General features: G+C 56.3%; 18 protein-coding genes and 1 tRNA gene. 6 read left to right on the top strand and 13 right to left on the bottom strand.

The genetic code is table 11. From position 1 onward, the window contains the following. Positions 1–115: 115 nt before the first annotated feature. Entirely contained in the window at positions 116–1165 is a 1050-nt protein-coding gene (locus DYY88_RS23160) for a hypothetical protein (protein ID WP_052288455.1), read from the bottom strand. 223 nt (positions 1166–1388) lie between these two features. Then, complete coding sequence (locus DYY88_RS23155) at positions 1389–2054, bottom strand: Npun_F0813 family protein (protein ID WP_039727282.1); 666 nt, start codon at positions 2052–2054, stop codon at positions 1389–1391. A gap of 442 nt (positions 2055–2496) precedes the next feature. Here DYY88_RS23155 and DYY88_RS23150 point away from each other — a divergent pair. After that, positions 2497–2569 (top strand) — tRNA-Arg (locus tag DYY88_RS23150). A gap of 100 nt (positions 2570–2669) precedes the next feature. On the opposite strand, the gene arsH is transcribed toward DYY88_RS23150, so the two are convergent. The 11 genes from arsH to phnG form a co-directional block, all read right to left on the bottom strand. Then, positions 2670–3314 (bottom strand): arsenical resistance protein ArsH, encoded by a 645-nt coding sequence (gene arsH, locus DYY88_RS23145; protein WP_039727280.1) that lies wholly within the window; start codon positions 3312–3314, stop codon positions 2670–2672. A 27-nt stretch (positions 3315–3341) separates the two neighbouring features. Next, complete coding sequence (locus DYY88_RS23140; RefSeq protein ID WP_201279012.1) at positions 3342–3995, bottom strand: hypothetical protein; 654 nt, start codon at positions 3993–3995, stop codon at positions 3342–3344. A gap of 65 nt (positions 3996–4060) precedes the next feature. Then, positions 4061–4627 carry a phosphonate degradation HD-domain oxygenase gene (locus DYY88_RS23135; protein WP_039727279.1) on the bottom strand — a complete coding sequence of 189 codons (567 nt, stop codon included), beginning with the start codon at positions 4625–4627 and terminating at the stop codon, positions 4061–4063. 63 nt (positions 4628–4690) lie between these two features. Further along, a complete protein-coding gene (locus DYY88_RS23130) occupies positions 4691–5827 on the bottom strand; it encodes an alpha-D-ribose 1-methylphosphonate 5-triphosphate diphosphatase (RefSeq protein WP_039729963.1) in 1137 nt (378 codons plus the stop codon). A 152-nt stretch (positions 5828–5979) separates the two neighbouring features. After that, complete coding sequence (gene phnL / locus DYY88_RS23125; protein WP_242517665.1) at positions 5980–6714, bottom strand: phosphonate C-P lyase system protein PhnL; 735 nt, start codon at positions 6712–6714, stop codon at positions 5980–5982. Between the two features lie 47 nt (positions 6715–6761). Continuing rightward, positions 6762–7541, bottom strand: a complete 780-nt coding sequence (phnK, locus tag DYY88_RS23120; RefSeq protein ID WP_039727278.1) for a phosphonate C-P lyase system protein PhnK — start codon at positions 7539–7541, stop codon at positions 6762–6764. 55 nt (positions 7542–7596) lie between these two features. After that, positions 7597–8538: an alpha-D-ribose 1-methylphosphonate 5-phosphate C-P-lyase PhnJ gene (locus DYY88_RS23115; protein ID WP_302849266.1), complete on the bottom strand. Its 942-nt coding sequence runs from the start codon at positions 8536–8538 to the stop codon at positions 7597–7599. Between the two features lie 15 nt (positions 8539–8553). Further along, positions 8554–9783, bottom strand: a complete 1230-nt coding sequence (locus DYY88_RS23110) for a carbon-phosphorus lyase complex subunit (protein ID WP_084607081.1) — start codon at positions 9781–9783, stop codon at positions 8554–8556. Between the two features lie 16 nt (positions 9784–9799). Further along, positions 9800–10261, bottom strand: coding sequence for a GNAT family N-acetyltransferase (locus tag DYY88_RS23105; protein WP_039727277.1), 462 nt, complete (start codon positions 10259–10261; stop codon positions 9800–9802). After that, positions 10261–10863, bottom strand: coding sequence for a phosphonate C-P lyase system protein PhnH (gene phnH, locus DYY88_RS23100; protein WP_039727276.1), 603 nt, complete (start codon positions 10861–10863; stop codon positions 10261–10263). Before phnH ends, DYY88_RS23105 begins: the two co-directional genes overlap by 1 nt. A gap of 1 nt (position 10864) precedes the next feature. Further along, on the bottom strand, positions 10865–11338 hold the full coding sequence (gene phnG / locus DYY88_RS23095; RefSeq protein WP_236146356.1) for a phosphonate C-P lyase system protein PhnG: 474 nt from the start codon (positions 11336–11338) through the stop codon (positions 10865–10867). Between the two features lie 141 nt (positions 11339–11479). Between phnG and phnF the strand changes: the two genes are divergently transcribed. The 5 genes from phnF to DYY88_RS23070 all read left to right on the top strand — a co-directional run bounded on the left by phnF (position 11480) and on the right by DYY88_RS23070 (position 15952). Then, positions 11480–12208, top strand: coding sequence for a phosphonate metabolism transcriptional regulator PhnF (phnF, locus tag DYY88_RS23090; protein WP_039727274.1), 729 nt, complete (start codon positions 11480–11482; stop codon positions 12206–12208). A gap of 437 nt (positions 12209–12645) precedes the next feature. Then, entirely contained in the window at positions 12646–13464 is an 819-nt protein-coding gene (gene phnC / locus DYY88_RS23085; protein ID WP_039729958.1) for a phosphonate ABC transporter ATP-binding protein, read from the top strand. A 100-nt stretch (positions 13465–13564) separates the two neighbouring features. Beyond that, positions 13565–14638: a phosphonate ABC transporter substrate-binding protein gene (phnD, locus tag DYY88_RS23080; protein ID WP_039727273.1), complete on the top strand. Its 1074-nt coding sequence runs from the start codon at positions 13565–13567 to the stop codon at positions 14636–14638. Between the two features lie 94 nt (positions 14639–14732). Continuing rightward, entirely contained in the window at positions 14733–15566 is an 834-nt protein-coding gene (gene phnE, locus DYY88_RS23075; protein WP_044151248.1) for a phosphonate ABC transporter, permease protein PhnE, read from the top strand. A 23-nt stretch (positions 15567–15589) separates the two neighbouring features. After that, on the top strand, positions 15590–15952 hold the full coding sequence (locus DYY88_RS23070) for a sulfite exporter TauE/SafE family protein (RefSeq protein ID WP_039727272.1): 363 nt from the start codon (positions 15590–15592) through the stop codon (positions 15950–15952). Positions 15953–16191 lie beyond the last annotated feature (239 nt).

Here is a 16191-nt window from a genome sequence, read left to right as displayed (position 1 = left end):
TGCTGCCACACAGCCAGAAAAATCAAAACTCGCGATCGCCCGCTTGGATTGGTAGGCGCGATCGCGAGTTTTGGAGAGTCAACAAGGCAGACAGCGCAACGGAGTCTGACAGGTTTCAGGACTGTACTCGACGGCGGCGAGCACCGCGCCGCGAACGACTTGAGATCGCATTTTCTACCACGGCCCCCAGCCCAAAGAACAGCGCGGAGAACGTCCAAAAGACTTCCCACACCGCACCTTCGATATAGTTGTCTTGGTAGGCGAAAAACATATCGGCGATGTAGAGGCAGAAGGCCGCGATCGCGATCAATTTCCACGACTGCGAAAAGCGACCGCCCCAAAAAGCAACGAGCAACGTCGTGGCCACGACCAACAATAACCAGTCGCCGAAAATGTAGAGATAGCCCACAATATCCACAAACGGATCGAGGAGGTTGTCAATGCTCACCGCCCACCCCGGCGCTGTCGATGGCGGTGCTTCGTCAACTTCCACCGGAACGGGTTCAGTAGGCGTCGGTTCAGCGGGGGCCGATTCAGCGGGGACGGGTTCCGCAGGAGCAGGCTCAGCAGGCGGCGGGTCTTGCGCCCAAGCCGGAGACGCCAGCGTGACCCGAGCAGACACCGATGGCGGCATCGGGGGAGCGATCGCGGCCTCATCGCCGCCAAATTGGGGGAAAATCGCCAGCGCTGCACCCAAGACGGCCACGATAACCACGATTGCCCATTGCTTGGGATCCAGGTTGAGGCGACGGGGCAACACCGCCTTAAACATCCCCACAGCCAAAAAGACATAGGACGACAGATAAAAGAAGTCGCCAAAGGACACCGACGGATCTAGACCAAAAACGTTATTCCACAGATAAAAGAAGATATTGCCACCGGCATACAGTAGCAAGCCAATTCCAATCGATAGCCAGACGCCTCGTCCACTGACGATTTGACTACTTTGCCAATTACGAAAGCACAAAAAACTCGCAAAGAGAAACGCGCCAGTTTCAATAATGGTAATGGTGTTGAGATACCAGTTTGGCCGCGTGTCGGCCCCTTCTGGCAGCACGCTGAAAAACAGAAAAATGAAAATTGCCAGCAATGCCCAAATGATCGAAAGGGTGATCAGGGCATTGTTTGACAACAGCGAAGAAGAGGAGGAAGACTGCTTGCTCAATGGAATACTCTCCTCAGAGCACACAACAAGTTTGGGAAAGTTCAACCCGTTGAGGTCGCTTTTGAGGCGCTCAAATCACAGCAGAATAACCCAGTAGGTCTTGTTTTACCGCAATATCGCTAAACTGACGCATTAAATCTATCCAGGGTTAGCAATACGTAAGGCAGGGGGCATCAAACTCGGCTAGTTTGCAGCATGAGCTGATGTCAAGCCGTTTGCTTCCTTATTGCCACAACTTGCCAGAAGGCGACATCGAGAGCCAACTCATGAACTGTTTTTGTTCATTATTCGAGAGATCTTCGATGGCATCGAGCGATCGCTCCGTAAAGTTGGCATTGCCAAAGGCATCCTTGCCCAACCGATGCATTTCTTCTAAAAGTCGCTGCAAGTGGTGCTCTTCCCAAGGGGGCACCTGAGTCGCCAGCGGATCCATCGTCAACAGACTTTTAATGGCCTTTTCTGAATTGACTTGCGGAAACCGCCACTGCATCAGAGCGCTCGAGATCTCGCTCTCAAACAAGTTAGCCTGCTTGGCTCCCAGCAAATCTTCAATATCAATAAATAAAGCCTGCAAAATTAAGAGGCAGCCTTGAATCAACGCTTGGGCGGCTGGTTGGCCACTGCCTTGGCTGCTGTCTTGGTCTAACGCATCCAGCCGAATCTTGCCCCAAATGCTAAAGCGTTCGGTCTCTTCTAACAGCACGCAGGCCTTGCCCCGGTTGTCAGTCAGGTCGCGCCAGAGCGCCATGGCTTCTTCTTCTTGCGCTGCCGCAAAAACACTCAGCAGCCGAAAAGTCTGCCCCTGATAGTACAAGATTGGGATTGGCTGTTCCTTACTGGGATGCTGAACATTTTTAATATCAACATCCTGACGCTTAAGAATGAACATGATGCAGCGATTCGTGTCTGTGGAGTCAAGCTCAGAAAACTATAGGTGCGATCGCGCCTGATAGCTCATTCTGATCGGACAGGCAACCCTCTCAATTAAGAGAGCGTAGGGCCTCTCAACCCTACGTTATTGATACCTTACATTAGCCCATCCCGTCGGTTCACCAGCATGAATACTGGAAACTTTGCATCATATGATATTCGCTGATTGGGCCGACCATTTGCCCTCTCAGGACATGGGGCGTTTGGTCAATCCTGCAGCACATGTGCTAAACCAGTGTTGACAATGCTTTCAGACGTTTTTGCCGCTGGAATTGTAAGCCTGGAAAGCATGACAAATCGGCCTTCCCGATCAACAAGTGATGACGGCTGAGGTGGTTGCTGATTTGTCAGGAGAATAGATAATGGAGTGGAGTTCTCTAGTAAGATGCAACTCTCGACTAGGGCCTTTAGCTCAGAGGATAGAGCAACCGCCTTCTAAGCGGTCGGTCACAGGTTCGAATCCTGTAAGGCCCGTTCAATATTGAATGAGCTTCGTACATTCGATTACCGAGTCAGCTGGGGGAATTACCGGAGAAGATGCCATGCCCCTGATATGTAGAGTACGGCTTTGGGATTACTGCACTGCTTTCTGAGCAGCTTGCTCAATCTGTTTAGCCGCTGCGGCCTTACGTTCGCTGTAGCGATCGGTCAGGTCATCCACCTGGTCTCGTAGCAGCAGGGTAAAGCGATAAAGCTCCTCCATCACGTCCACTACGCGATCGCGATAGGCTGATTCCTTCATGGTGCCGTCTTCATTGAACTCTTGATACGCCTTGGCTACGGAAGACTGATTGGGAATGGTGAACATGCGCATCCAGCGTCCCAGCAAGCGCATGGTATTGACCGCGTTGAAGGATTGGGAGCCGCCGGAGACCTGCATGACCGCCAGGGTGCGGCCCTGGGTTGGCCGAATCGCTCCGATGCTGAGCGGGATCCAATCAATCTGGGTTTTCATCAGTCCCGAAATGTTGCCATGCATCTCTGGACTAGACCACACCTGGCCTTCCGACCATAGGGATAACTCTCGCAGTTCCTGAACTTTGGGATGGGTGTCAGGCTCAGCCCCGTGCAATGGCAAACCTCTGGGGTCAAAGAATTGCACCTCAGCGCCAAAGTCTTCGATGATGCGGGCGGCTTCTTCGGCCAGTAAACGGCTGTAGGAACGTTCTCTTAAAGAACCGTAGAGGAACAGGATACGCGGTTTGTGGTCAAAACTCATGGTGAACTCTCAGACGCAACAATCAAGTCAGCGGGTCGCTGGAACCAGCGGGTTGGCGGCATCCAGCATGATGGAACACTGATATTTGAGCTGGCGATCGCACGCCGCTAATATGTCCATCACGGTTTCCTCGCTGAGGGCCGCCAGCGCAGGCGCAAGCGCTGCATACTGTCGCAGATACTCCAAATAGTAAGCGTGATGCTGTTCGTGGGTCAGGTCAGGGGCGACTGGTACGACAAAGTCATAGTCGGCAATGGTTTTGTTTTTGCCATTGCAGTTGCCCTCAGTCAGGTCGATGCGATGATTTTCGTAAACCAGGAAGCAATGAATTTGGGGAATAAACTCCAGCTGATAGGGGGCGAGCAACGCATTGACTCCGGTGACAATTTCATCGTTCAGTCGGTAGAATCCCAGATTTTTATGAACTGGCAGGTGATGTTCCTCAGCGAGGCGGGCGATCGCGCCATGTTTGGTGGTGCAAGTGCCGTAACCTTCCTCAAACAGAATCAAAGAATCCTCGTTATTGGAGTTGGCACCGTAGGGTAAGTCCTGCGTCCAGGCGCAAGCGGCGCGGAAGGTTGTCAGTCCCCGCTGCAAATACTGTTCTGAGACGACGCCCCGAGGCTGCAGCGCCATATCCGGCAGCATGGCAAACCGAGGCTGAACATGAGTGCTTTCCATATTTTTGACCATCTACACAACAACGAATGGGGGCAAGACTGGGCGACTGGGGCTGAGCGGCCCCCTTAGCCGAGGGGTTCGGAGGGCGCTCGATGGACCTGTTGCAGCATGGGTAAGAAATGGTCTAAATCGGGCGTCTCTAGCCCCTGCACTTTGGCTAAATCATCCCAACGCCGCAGTTGCACCGCCTGTTTGGCGTCGGGTTGTTGAATGAAAGCCGCCGCCGCAGTTGGTGAAAATACGCCACCCTGGAGTTCCAGACTCCGCTTTGAGGCGGCGGATAGGGCATCCCAGTAACCGGCATCGACGGCGCAGAGGTACCGCTTGGCGGCGACGTGCAGCTGAATGGGTCTAGTAACGGTGCTGGGAAACATCTGCTCTAAAACCGGCATGGCTCGGTATTCATGGCGATCGTCAATGGTGCGCAATCCGGGGGCGTCGCCCAGGGGGTGGAGCAGGTGCCCCAAGTCGTGGAATAAGCAAGCGGCAATCAACTCGGCCGATTGTCCTGCCGCTGCGGCTAAAGTGGCGCACTGAAGGGCGTGTTCGAGCTGACTAACGGCTTCATTGCCGTACTGGGCTTGACCGCGATCGCGATAAAGATCGAGCAGGCTTGAGAGGGTATATGGCATAGCAATCCAGGGTGAGCAGATCGGTGGGTCGGGGACCGCGCCGGACAAATCGGTGGGGGCCGATCAGGCGATGCGGCGACCCTGACGGTGGACGGCGGTCAGGCGGGGGACGGTGCCGTCATAGTGAATGGTGAGGAAGTCGGCGCGCTTGCCCACTGCGAGGCTGCCGCGATCGCGATCGAGCCCAATGGCCCGCGCCGGATTGGCGGTGAACAGCCGCATCGCCTCATACACCGGTTTTTGCTGCTGCTGCGCAATCAGGAAGATGGCCTGCACCAGACTCTGGGGCACATAGTCCGAAGAGATAATATCGACCAAGTCCTGTTCGATCAGTTCCATCGCGGACACGTTGCCTGAATGGGAACCGCCCAGGATCAGATTGGGAGCCCCCATCAGCACTTGTAAGCCATGTTGGTGGGCCGCTTTCGCCGCGTCCAAAGTCGTGGGAAACTCCGCAATTTTGGCCCCATCTTGCAGCGCTTCCTGCACATGCTCGGGGGTGGCGTCGTCATGGCTGGCCAGACAAATTTGGTGAGCTTGGGTCAGCTCAACGAGCTTGCGGCGATTGTCTTCGGCGTGGCGCTGCTGGGCATCAATCCGCGTTTGAATGAAGGCTTCCATCTCCGCACTGCTGACCCCGTGCTTGCCCTGGTAATACTCTTTGTATTTGTCGATTTGGACGAACTGCCGTTGACCGGGCGTGTGATCCATCAAGGAAATCAGGGCGAGGAGCGGGTGTTCGGCATAGGTCGCAGTCACTTCGTGCACAGCCTCGTAGCCCAACTCACAGCGCAGATGCAATCGATGATCGACGGCAAACCGGCCAGCGGTTTGGCCATCGTGGATGGTATTGATCATTGGGTCGAACTGGGTCATCCGCATGGAGTCGGGGGTGATGTCGCCCACGGCGATCGCATCACACACCGTCGTAATGCCAGCGGCCGCCAGGTCGCGATCGTGATGCACAGCGGCCATATCCATGGGCCAGCATACCTTGGGGCGCGGCGACAGACGCTGTTCAAAATTATCCGTGTGCAGCTCTACTAAACCGGGCAGCAAATAGTCGCCAGCGCCGTTTTCGCCCTGGGCAACCACCCCCGGCTGAATATCCGCAATGCGTCCATCTCGCACCACCAGCGTGCCCACCACCTCTTCGGTGGGGAGTTGTAGACGGTAATTGGTGTAAATCGACTCGATCATGAATAAACTCTCTCGGGTGACGTAAACGATGAACAGCAGCAATCAGCGGGGGAGGGTGACAGTCGTCAGTGAAGGAGGCTAGCCCTGTGATATCAAATCGAGGTTAACGGGATGTTGAGGTGGCATTAACGAGATGGGTAGGACTGGGGGAGTTAGAAATGCAGGGTGCGATCGCAGACCCGCTCGCGCACTTCGTCATCGTGAAAGATGCCGACCATGGCGCATCCCTGGGCTTTGCGGGCGGCGATCAGCGCCATGACGACTTCCCGATTCGCCGCATCCAGGGCGGAGGTCGGTTCATCCAGCAGCATCACCGGATAGTTGACGGCAAAGGCCCGGGCAATATTGACCCGCTGCTTTTCGCCACCAGAAAAGGTAGTCGGAGACAGGTGCCACAGCCGTTCCGGGAGATTCAACTGGGTAAAGAGCTGACAAATCTTGTCTCGGGCAGATTCCGGCTCTACCCCCAAATCCAGCAGGGGTTCAGCGGCGACCTCCAACGCAGGGACTCGGGGAATGACCCGCAGAAATTGACTCACATAGCCGATGGTCTGTTGTCGCACGGCCAGCAATTGGTGGGCTGGGAGTTGGGGCAAGTTGACCCAGTCACCCTGATGTTTGACCCAGATCGCCCCCTGGTCGATGCGATAGTTGGCATACAGCGATCGCATAAACGTTGACTTGCCGGAGCCTGATGGCCCTTGCAGCGCCACACATTCCCCCGCTTGCACCGTCAGCGTCGTCCCCGCCAGCACGGGAATCTGCGCGCCCCCTTGATGATGCAGTGTGAACGTTTTGTGGAGTTGATCAGCATGGATGACGGCGTGCGGGGGCAAGTCCGTCGGGAGGCGGGTGGGAGTGGGTAACAGGGTGTAAGTCATAACCATGGGAGTTTTAAGAAGGGGCAGCACCGAGCCGGATCGAGCCGTCGTCATTAGGGCACGAGGGTCGCGCTGACGAGTTGCTGGGTATAGGGATGATGCGGGTCATCAAGCACTTGGTCGGTTAGTCCCGCTTCGACGACCTGGCCGTTTTGCATCACGAGCAGGCGGTGGGCCAACAGCCGCACCACGCCGATGTCGTGGGTGACCAAAATGACGCTGAGATGCAGGGTGCGCACCAGCGATCGCAACAAATCCAGCAGCCTCGCCTGCACCGACACATCCAGCCCGCCAGTGGGTTCATCCATTAGCACCAGCCGGGGTCGGGTGACCAAAATGCGGGCGAGCTGTAGCCGCTGCTGCATCCCGCCCGAAAAGTTGCTGGGCAGGTCATCCATGCGGGCATCCGGAATTTCCACCTGGTTGAGCCAAGCCAAGGCTTCGGCGCGAATATTGCCGTAGTGGCGTTCCCCCACGTCGAGCAGGCGCTCCCCAATGTTGGCCCCGGCGGTGACTTGTAGCCGCAGACCATCCCGAGGATTTTGCTGCACAAAGCCCCATTCAGTTTTCATCAGTTGGCGACGGCGGGCTTCTGGCAGGGTGCGCAGGTTGATGAGCTGGGCGGTGCGATCGCGATACAACACCTGCCCCCCATCGACGGGAATCTCCCCCGCGATCGCTTTCAGCAACGTACTTTTGCCGGAACCCGATTCCCCAATAATGCCGAGCACCTGCCCCGGATAAAGGTCAAAGGCAATGCGATCGCAGGCCCGAATAGCCCCAAACCGTTTCGTCAGCCCGTCAATTTTTAATAGCGGTTCAGTGGTTTTCATAACTCAGTGTCAACTCGTTTCCATCGCATGGGTTGTAGCAGCGGCCCACCCCGGATTACCCCAAAGTCTGAGGGGCGATCGCTTGGGCTTGCTGGCGCTGGTGGCAATAGTCCGTATCCGAGCAAATCCACAGGCGGGAGCCCCGATCATCGATCACCACCTCATCCAGATAGCTATCGGTCGCGCCGCAAAATTCGCAGGGCTGGTCCCACGTTTCCACCGTGAAAGGATGATCCTCAAAATCGAGGCTTTTGACTGGGGTGTAAGGGGGCAGCGCATAGATGCGTTTTTCGCGACCGGCCCCAAAGAGCTGTAGCGCCGGACTCATGTGCAGTTTGGGATTGTCGAACCGGGGAATGGGGCTGGGCTTCATCAGGTAGCGATCGTTCACCATGACCGGATAGTCATAGGCCATGGCGATGTGGCCAAAGCGGGTGACATCTTCGTACAGTCGCACGTACATGGGGCCATACTCTTCCAGGGCGTGCATTTTGTTGGCTTCCGTGCGCGACGGTTCGATGAAATACAGCGGTTCGGGCATGGGCACCTGGTAGACCATCGTCTGCCCCTCCCGCAGGGGGGTTTCGGGAATGCGGTGGCGGGTTTGAATCACGGTCGCCTCAGCCGTGCGATCGGTGGTGTTGATACCGCACACCTTGCGGAAAAATCGCCGAATATTGACCGCATTGGTGGTGTCGTCGGCCCCCTGATCGATCACTTTGAGGGTGTCCTGCTGGCCAATCACCGAGGCCGTGACCTGAATGCCGCCCGTGCCCCAACCGTAGGACATGGGCATTTCTCGCGAGCTAAAGGGAATCTGGTGACCGGGAATGGCGACGGCTTTGAGCAGCGCCCGCCGAATCGATCGCTTGGTTTGCTCGTCGAGGTAGGCGAAGTTGAAGCCCGGTTCGGGCAGCGCTGGGGCGATGGGGGAGTGGGAAGATGGCGGGGTCATGGGTTCAAGGCGATTGAGGACTTCGGTAGCGGTGCCTGGCACAAACGCAGCGCCGATTCACGGCGTCAGCTCCGACGGAGAGTGAGACTCAGAGGCAGGATGCTTGGCGGGCACGTTGGGGTCTGAGGCCTGGCCCGTGGCAGAGGACGGCTCGGCGTTAGCCGACGGGGGCGAGTCTGCAACGAGGACTTCTTCAGCCTGATGCGGCTGGGCCTGGTCATAGTCCCGTCGCAGTTGGCGGATCAAATTCAGCTCGGCCTGGAAGTCAATGTAGTGGGGCAGTTTGAGATGCTGGACAAAGCCCTGAGCCTCAACATTGTCGGAATGAAAGAGGACAAATTCTTCATCTTGGGCGGGGCCGTCGATCGCCTCTCCCAAATCTTTGGCCTGGAGGGCGCGATCGACGAGGGCCATCGCCATTGCCTTGCGTTCGTTGTAGCCAAAGGTGAGGCCATACCCCTGGGTGAACTGGGGCGGGATGTCTTTGCTGCCGGTGAACTGGTTGACCATTTGCACTTCGGTGACAGTAATGTCGGCGATCGCCACCTCAAACCCCAGTTCTTCTGGACAGATGACGACCTCCACATCGCCCATGCGAATCTCGCCCGCAAAGGGATGATTGCTGCCGTAGCCCCGTTGGGTCGAGTAAGCCATCGACAGCAAGAAGCCCTCATCAGCCCGCGCTAGATTTTGCAGACGCGCATCACGATTGGTAGGGGTATGGAGCGGCTGGCGCGTCACATCAAAGGGCGGCGCATCCACGGGGGTTGCAGGCGGCGGGGTGACGAGCTGCTCTTGAACCAGTGTCTGAACCACCCGAGGTGCCGATTCGGTCGCCGCGATCGGGGGCTGAGTCGGCGCGGTAAATTCGTTGCTTTCAGCCGCCAGTTTGAAATCCAGCAGGCGATGCACATAGTCGAAGGTGGGGCCGAGCTTTTGCCCCCCTGGAGCATCTTTAAAGATGGCAGAAATGCGTCGCTGCAGGTACATGCTGCCCGTATCAATCGGGTCGCTGTAATAGAGGCGCGGCAGGGTCGTGCGGTAAGCCCGCAGCAAAAAGGCTGCCTCCACCAAATCACCCCAGGCTTGCTTGATGGCGAGGGCCGCCAGGTCGGGGTCGTATAAGCTGCCTTCGGCCATCACTCGATTAACCGCGAGCTGCATCTGCTGCTTGATTTGTTCCAGGGAGAGTTCCGGCACGGTGGTATCACCGCGTCGCTTGGCCTGAAGCAAGGCTTCGGCGTTTTGAATGGCGTGCTCACCGCCTTTAACGGCAACGTAGGGCATAGTGATCTCCGGGGAGTTAACCGACTGCTAACGGCATCGAAAAACAGTAGCCGTGCTTCTCGAACCCCAGGGATTCATAAAAAGCATGGGCTGGTTCACGCTTGAGATTGGTCGATAGGCTCATCTTGTAGCAGCCTGCCGCCTGACACTGAGCGATCGCGTGCTGCATCATTTGCCGACCAATCCCTTGTCCCTGAAAGTCGGGGTCCACCGCGACGCCCTCCACCACCCCCGCGGGGGTGCCGCTGTGGACGAGGGCATCCATGATTAACAGGGAAAAGGTGCCGACAGCCTGGGACGGCGAGGCAGCCAACACGGCCAGCCACATCGTGTAGTTGGGATAGTGCTGCAGGCGCTGAAACAGCTGCTCAGCCGCCGCGACGTCAGTCCAGGGTTCGTGATCGACGCCGGACTCGCCATACAGCCGCAGCACCGCCGGCAGGTCATCCACGGTGACCTCACGCATTAATACCGACATTACAAATTCTCCTGTGAATCGGTCACACGAGCGGTGCGCGGCAAGCCGATGACCTGATGGTCAGCCAGACACCAAACATCCAGGCCCAATGGATAGCTCGCGGTCATCACTTGCCACTGTTGCCAAAAGGGTTGCCCCAGTGGGGTTTGCAGGGCGATCGCCTCGCGAATACCCGGCCCCTGCAAAGTGACCGTCGTCGGCCCCGTCAACGCCGGGAGCTGTATCAGCAACGACGTTGAGGCTTCGGGATATTCCGCTGTGCCCCAGCCAAAGGCGTCCAGTGGCGGCAGGTTCGCCGCATCGTGAATGATGGCAAAATCAGCCGCTTGCGGCTGCTCGGTAAACCGACAGCCCGTATGAAAGAGCAGCCAGGCCCGGGCCGCTTCAGAGAGGCCGGACTGCAGCCACACCGTGGTTTCCAAATCCAGCAACGTTAGGCAAGCCGCCGCACATTCGGGGGTCAAACCCGCCGGAGCCGTGACCGCAACCATCGCTTGAGGCAAGCCCGGTCGAGCCAGGGCATCCAACAACGCGCGAAAGGTCTGCTGTGCCTCATGCACCGGATCGGTGAAGCCAGGCAGTTGAACGGTTGCCGTGGTCATCTCAACTTTCTCCTCGTAACAAGGTAAAGAAATTCACCCGAGTCGATTCCACTTCGGCGGCCTCAGCTTGGCGCTGAGCCTGGGCCGCGGCCACCAGTGGCTCAAGCACCTGATGCTGCACCTGAGCCTGCCAGTCTGGATGCTGGAGCAGCGCATCATACACCGCCGCCAGCTCGGCATGACGCGGCGATCGCCCCGCCACATAGCCAAACCCCGAGAGCGTCTCACCATCCCGATTCGTCAAGGCCAACTGCACCACACAGCGGGTGATCGTCATTTCTCCGAGATTAAAGGGCTGCCCCGTGCCCTCAGCCCGCCCCCGCACCATCGCGAGACCAATTTCGGGCGATCGCAAAAATCCATAATCCGGCAGCGCCCCCAAAGACTTGACCCCCTGCTCCAATAAAGGCAAAGGAGCCTTAGCCAGCACCGATATCCAGCCTGATCTTGAGCGAATCTCATTCATCTCAACCATTACTTAACCAAGGGTTAACCGCCTCTTAAATTGGTATAGACGTCTATACAAAATATCGGACATGATGGCTCTGAACGCAACGCTTTTGGTGGGCAATACTATACTGACCTAACGATTTCCGTCTGTTCTTAGCCACCCAACATGCATCGAGAAGACCTGCCTTTGTATTTGCAGATTGCTGATGAGCTGCGTCGCCACATTGAAGAAACGGTTTATAAGGTCGGCGATCGCCTGCCAACCGAGCCGGAGCTCAGTGAGCGCTTTGGGGTCAATCGCCATACTTTACGACGAGCGATCGAGGTGCTGCGCAACGAAGGGATTGTCAGCGTCGAGCGGGGACGCGGCTCCTTTGTAACGGCCACCCCAATTACCTTGCACCTCAGTCGGCGAGTGCGATTCAACAAAGATCTCAAGGCGCAGTCGCTCCAGCCCAGTTGGCAGGTGCTGCGGGTGGTGGAACTGCAGGCCGATGCCAAGTTATCGCAGCGGTTAGAAATTGCGATCGGCGCGCCGGTCGTTTTATATGAGCGCCTCAGCTCCGTCGAAGGGGTGCCCCTCAGCATTTCGAGCAGTCACTTTTCCGGGCAGCAATTTCCCAACCTGGTCAAGCATTGCGAAGTCTACTGTTCCATTTCCAAAATGTTGCAAGAAGAGTATGGGTGTGAGCACTTTCGCCGCAGCACCCGGGTGTCAGCCCAATTGGCCCAAAATGAAGATGCCCGGCTCCTCAAAATGCCGACGAATGGAGCGGTGCTGCTATCCGAGTCCATCAACGTCAACCAACATGACACCGTCATTGAGTATGGGGTCACCCGTTTTCGAGGCGATCGCATGGAACTCGTGCTCGATAACGACGAGTCCCCGAGCTGACTTTCATTGCGGCGGCGCTGTGACCCCTACAAACGTTACCCAGGTTGGTCAGGCGACCGATTCCCCAGCCGATTCCCCAGCCGACGCCGCGACCCGTCCCACCCCAGCCAAGTGATTGGTTTCGGGCGCGTCCTCAATGAATGCCAGCAGCCTTGCGGCATCAACATTACCGCGCCCGCACTCCGGCCACCCCATCGAGCCTGAGCACACTTTTTAAGTAATCTTCCCCTTGACTTAATCTAGGATGGGGCAAATCTTAAACTCGCTATCTGAATATATGTAGTGGTTTATTGCTGAGGTGCTCGTCTAGACATCTACATGAGTCTTAGGCGATCGCCGTTGCCTCGCCTGGCGAGTGGGTGCATGTCAGCTTTAAGCCATGATGTTGATATTCAGTTGGGCAAATAGCGGCCATGCCATCAGTTACGGAGAGCGCCTTGGAAGCATCTTTTGCTATCCCTGCTGTCAGCGTGCAGCATCTGTTTAAGTCTTTCAAAGGGCAGCCAGCACTGCAGGATGTGGGTCTGACCGTGGGTGTCGGCGAAATGGTGGCTTTAGTCGGTGCCTCGGGCTCCGGCAAGTCGACTTTGCTGCGCAATTTGAATGGCTTGCAGCAGGCTGAGCGAGGCACCGTAGAAATCTTTGGGAGCCCGCTACAGATCGATGGCAAGCTCCATTCCAAAGCGCGGCAATTGCGCAGTCAAATGGGCTTCATTTTTCAGCAGTTCAATCTGGTGAATCGCCTGACCGCACTGGAGAACGTGTTGGTTGGTAACTTGTCCCAAACCTCCATGATGCGATCGCTGATTCGCGGTTTTAGTCAGCAAGAAAAGCTCAAAGCTTTGACCGCGCTAGAGCGAGTTGGCATCTTAAATCAGGCTTACCAACGGGCCTCTAGCCTGTCAGGAGGGCAGCAGCAGCGGGTGGCGATCGCTCGCTGTTTGATGCAAGGAGCGCAAATCATCCTCGCCGATGAGCCGATTGCTTCCCTCGATCCAGAATCGGCCCGCAAGGTCATGGAGTTGCTCACCCACCTCAATGAGGATGAGGGCATCACCGTCATTACCTCCCTGCACCAAGTGCAAATGGTGCGCCGCTACTTCAAGCGAGCGGTGGCGTTACGGGATGGCGTCGTTCGGTTTGACGGGGCGATTCAAGATTTGAATGATCAACGGCTGAGTGATATCTACGGCGCCGCAGCCAAAGAGTTGGTATTGAGCGGCCATGCCGAGATCTTCACCGCGTCTCAAGTTTAGTCACCACCAGTGTTTTAGTGCCTCACACATAGTTGCTGAAACGGTTTTCAGGTGTTCGTTTTTGTTGTTCAGAGTTGACATCTAATATGAGGATTTTTCGATGAAAACTGCTTTTTTCATGAATGGGTCTGCTCGTTTAGCCTTTGCTTTGGTTGGCACCGCCTTGATTGTGAGCTGCAGCAATCCATCCGCGACCACGGATACGGCAGATGCGGGTAACGACGCAGCGACCGAGGCGGCTGCCCCTGCTGATGGTGAAGTCTGTGCCCCAGAGTTTGCGGAGATTGACTTCGGCATTATCTCTACCGAGTCTCAGGCCAATTTAGAAGAGCTTTGGGAGCCCTTCTTGGCCGCCATGTCTGAGGATATGGGGCGTCAGATCAACGGCTTTTACGCCACCGACTATGCGGGCGTGATTGAAGCCATGGGGGCAGGCAAAATTCAGCTGGCCTGGTACGGCGGGAAGTCCTACATCGAGGCGGCCAAACGTTCTGGGGCTGAAGCTTTTGCCCAAACGGTGGCGAGCGACGGCAGCAAGGGCTACTACGCTCACCTCATTACGAATATAGAGAATCCCATTGTGGGCGAGATTGATGTGGAAGCCGGGAATGGCGATCAGTTCGTCATCGAGAATTCTGCTGATTTGACCTTCGCCTTCAATGACCCGAACTCGACCTCGGGCTTCTTGGTGCCGAGCTATTACGTGTTCGCCCAGAATGGCGTCAATCCAAATGAAGCCTTCAGCGAACTTGTGTTTTCTGGCAGCCACGAAGCGACGGCACAAGCTGTCGCCAACAATCAAGTCGATGTCGCTACCAACAACAGCGAATCGATGGCGCGTCTGCAAGAGACTGATCCAGAAGCGTTTGAGCAAGTGCAAATCATCTGGACTTCGCCGTTGATTCCCAGTGACCCCATCGCGTTCAAGTCCGATCTTCCCGACTGTTTGAAAGAAGAGTTCAAAGACTTCTTCCATAACTTTGATGATGAGGCCGTGCTCGGCCCGTTGGACTGGGCGGGTTTTGACCCCGCTGGCGATACTGATTGGAATACCATCCGTGAGCTTGATATTGCCAAACAGATGGAAGAGATCAAGAATGATGCTGCCATCAGCGAAGCAGATAAAACTACCCAGCTAGCAGAGCTCGAAAAGCAACTGGAAGCGTTGAAGTAAAAACACCTCACGTTGTGACAGCAACGCGCCATGGGAAACCGCTTTAACGCCTTCTCATGGCGCGTTTTTTTGCCCGCCTGATATCGTAAACACCATGCAAGATACCTCCTCTCTGAATTCCGCTCAAGCGGCGTACTCACCGGCAGTGCGTCAGGCCCTAGCGCAAGAAAAACCATTCTGGACCCCCTGGAGCATCGGTGGCTTAGTGCTCGCAATTGCTGTCCTTATTTATGCGGGCATTTTGAGTGACTTGAGTTTCATCGAGTTGTTCAATGGCATTGGGGCCATGGTCGATTTGGTCGTCAAGTTTTTTCCGCCCGATTTCACCCGCTGGTGGAATTATTTTCAGGCCACGATTGAAACCATTGCGATGGGCATTTGGGGCACTCTGCTGGCGGTCATTGTGGCGATTCCCTTATCGATTTTGGCCTCAGAGAATGTTTGTCCCCCTTGGGTGGTGTTTCCTGTGCGGCGATTGCTGGATGCCATGCGGGCCATCAACGAGCTGGTGTTTGCGCTGATTTTTATCGTCGCAGTGGGCTTAGGGCCGTTTGCGGGGGTGCTGGCGCTGTTTGTGCACACGGCGGGGACGCTGGGGAAGCTTTTTTCCGAAGCGATCGAAGCGATCGAGCCGGGTCCGGTTGAGGGCATTCGCGCCACCGGGGCGAGCAAAGTGCAAGAGGTGATCTTCGGCGTCATTCCTCAGGTCATTCCTCTATGGACTTCATTCACCCTGTACCGCTTTGAGTCCAATGTGCGATCGGCGTCGGTGCTCGGCATCGTGGGTGCCGGTGGCATCGGGGTGGCTCTGTATCAAAACTTCCGCGCCTTTAATTATCAGAACGTTTGCGCGATTTTGATCATTCTAGTGGTGACGGTTGGCGTCATTGATACCATCTCCTCTCGCATTCGCAACCGCCTCGTGTAGTCCTCAGCTGGAGCATCGCTGACATGGGTTTAGAACTAGCGCTGTTTCTCCTATTGGGGCTCGGTGTCGGGACGCTCAGTGGTCTTATTGGCATCGGTGGTGGGGTCCTGATCACCCCCGCTCTGGTTTACCTGTTTGGGTTTTCGCAACACTACGCCCAGGGCACCACGCTAGCCCTCTTAGTGCCGCCGATTGGGTTGCTGGGCGCGTGGACCTACTTCCAACAGGGATATGTGGATGTGCGAGCGGCGATCTTCATTTGCCTCGGGTTTGTCTTTGGTGGCTTAATTGGCGCGAAATTTGCCGTTGACTTGCCAGAGCAGTTTTTAAGACAGGCGTTTGGCACTGCCATGATTTTGTTAGGCATCAAAATGTTGATTCCTTAGGCAATTAAATGGGGTATGAACAGCTGAGACAGCTGTTCAAGCGCAGGCATCTTCATGCCTGCCCGACAAGATTGGGATTTTATCAATCCTGATGGCTCAGGGAATGACCCAGGCCTGACGCTGGCACGCCATGCCGCATCGCGACCGAAGAGACCGCGATCGCATTCCCACATCAATTCCACCATTAGGGGACGAGGCCATCGCGTTGGCGTTGCAGGCGATCGCTGGGTTGCCCCTCA

Origin of the sequence: Leptolyngbya iicbica LK (assembly GCF_004212215.1) — a bacterium.
GTDB lineage: Bacteria > Cyanobacteriota > Cyanobacteriia > Phormidesmidales > Phormidesmidaceae > Halomicronema > Halomicronema iicbica.
This window is presented reverse-complemented; position numbering and strand designations above follow the sequence as displayed.